The organism is Streptomyces albireticuli (assembly GCF_021228125.1).
GTDB lineage: Bacteria > Actinomycetota > Actinomycetes > Streptomycetales > Streptomycetaceae > Streptomyces > Streptomyces albireticuli.
Genome location: NZ_JAJQQS010000078.1, coordinates 1 through 1,278, shown reverse-complemented (window position 1 = coordinate 1,278; position 1,278 = coordinate 1). Strand labels below are relative to the sequence as shown.

Genomic DNA, 1,278 nt, shown 5'->3' with positions numbered 1-1,278 from the left:
CGAGCCCGCGCCCACGTCAGCGTCCGCACCCCGGGCTTCTGAGTTCGACCAGCCGGTTCCCTACGCCCCCGAGGTCGAGGACGACGACGGGCGCACCACCTACGTGATCTTCACCCCGAGCAGCGGCTACAGCACCCACCGGCCGGAGGGCGACACCACCGGCTCCGGCACGAGCACCCCGGAACGGGCGGAGAATCCCGATGCGTGACGAGATCCGCGATGCCCTGCGCTGGCCGCTGCACTCGCCCAGGCGACTGGCCGCGGTCGTCCTGGCCGTCGTCGTCCTGCTGGTCCTCATCGGCTCCTGCAACAGACAGCAGACCACCACGCAGGGCGCCGCGGTTCCCGGCCGGGGGCCCGCCGCACCGGCCCCCGCCGGCCCGTCGGGCTCGGCCGCCCCCGGTAAGGCTCCCGACCAGGCGGCGGCCCTGGAGACCGCGCGCCGGTTCGTCGACGTGTGGGCCTCGCAGAACACCGACCAGGCCGCGTGGCTCAACGCCCTGACCCCGCTGACCACCGACCGCCTGCTGGGCAAGCTCGCCACCACCGACCCCCGCCGCGTCCCGGCCGTCCGCGCCGGGACCGCCAAGATCACCGACACCGGCGGCGGCCAGCTCACCTCCGTCGCCGTCACCACCACCGCCGGCGCGGTGTCCGTGCGGATGCTCTGGGCAGGCGACCGGTGGCTGGTCGGTGATGTCCAGCCCGGCGCCCAGGCGGCGCAGTAGTGGCCCTCCACCTCGCACTGGCCACCTCCCCAGCCACCCGGCGAGTGGCCGCCGCCCTCGCCGCAGCCACCGTCACCGCGGCCACCGTCGCCGTCGTCTCCTTCAGCGGCGCCCTGACCTGGCAGGCGAGCGCCAACCCCATGGGCGGAGTGAACTGCCCGGTCAGCGGCGTATCCGTGGGCGACGGCGACGGCAAGACCCCCCTGAAAGGAGAACAGATCAAAAACGCCCAGACGATCATCGCGGTCGGCCAGGGCACCGGCGTCCCCACCCGAGGACAGATCGTCGCCATCGCCGCGGCCCTCGCCGAATCCGGGCTGCGCAACCTCAACTACGGCGACCGCGACTCACTCGGCCTGTTCCAGATGCGCCCCTCCATGGGCTGGGGCACCCCCGAGCAGATCCTGGACACCACCTACGCCGCCAAGAAGTTCTACTCCGTGCTGCTCACCGAGGTGAAAGGCTGGGAGCAGATGAGCATCAACGACGCCGCCCAGGCCGTCGAACGCTCAGGCTTCCCCAACGCCTACGCCGAGTTCGAAGCCCAGGC

At 72.6% G+C, this 1,278-nt stretch carries 2 protein-coding genes and 1 pseudogene; all 3 read left to right on the top strand.

Annotated features, from left to right (window positions below; all coding sequences use genetic code 11):
- On the top strand, positions 1–208 hold a 208-nt coding region (locus LUZ64_RS36640; protein WP_232390650.1), incomplete at its 5' end, for a hypothetical protein.
- Positions 201–728 carry a hypothetical protein gene (locus LUZ64_RS36635; protein WP_095579906.1) on the top strand — a complete coding sequence of 176 codons (528 nt, stop codon included), beginning with the start codon at positions 201–203 and terminating at the stop codon, positions 726–728. The genes LUZ64_RS36640 and LUZ64_RS36635, both read left to right, overlap by 8 nt.
- Positions 728–1,278, top strand: a pseudogene (locus LUZ64_RS36630) (hypothetical protein); the annotation flags it as partial. The gene LUZ64_RS36635 and the pseudogene LUZ64_RS36630, both read left to right, overlap by 1 nt.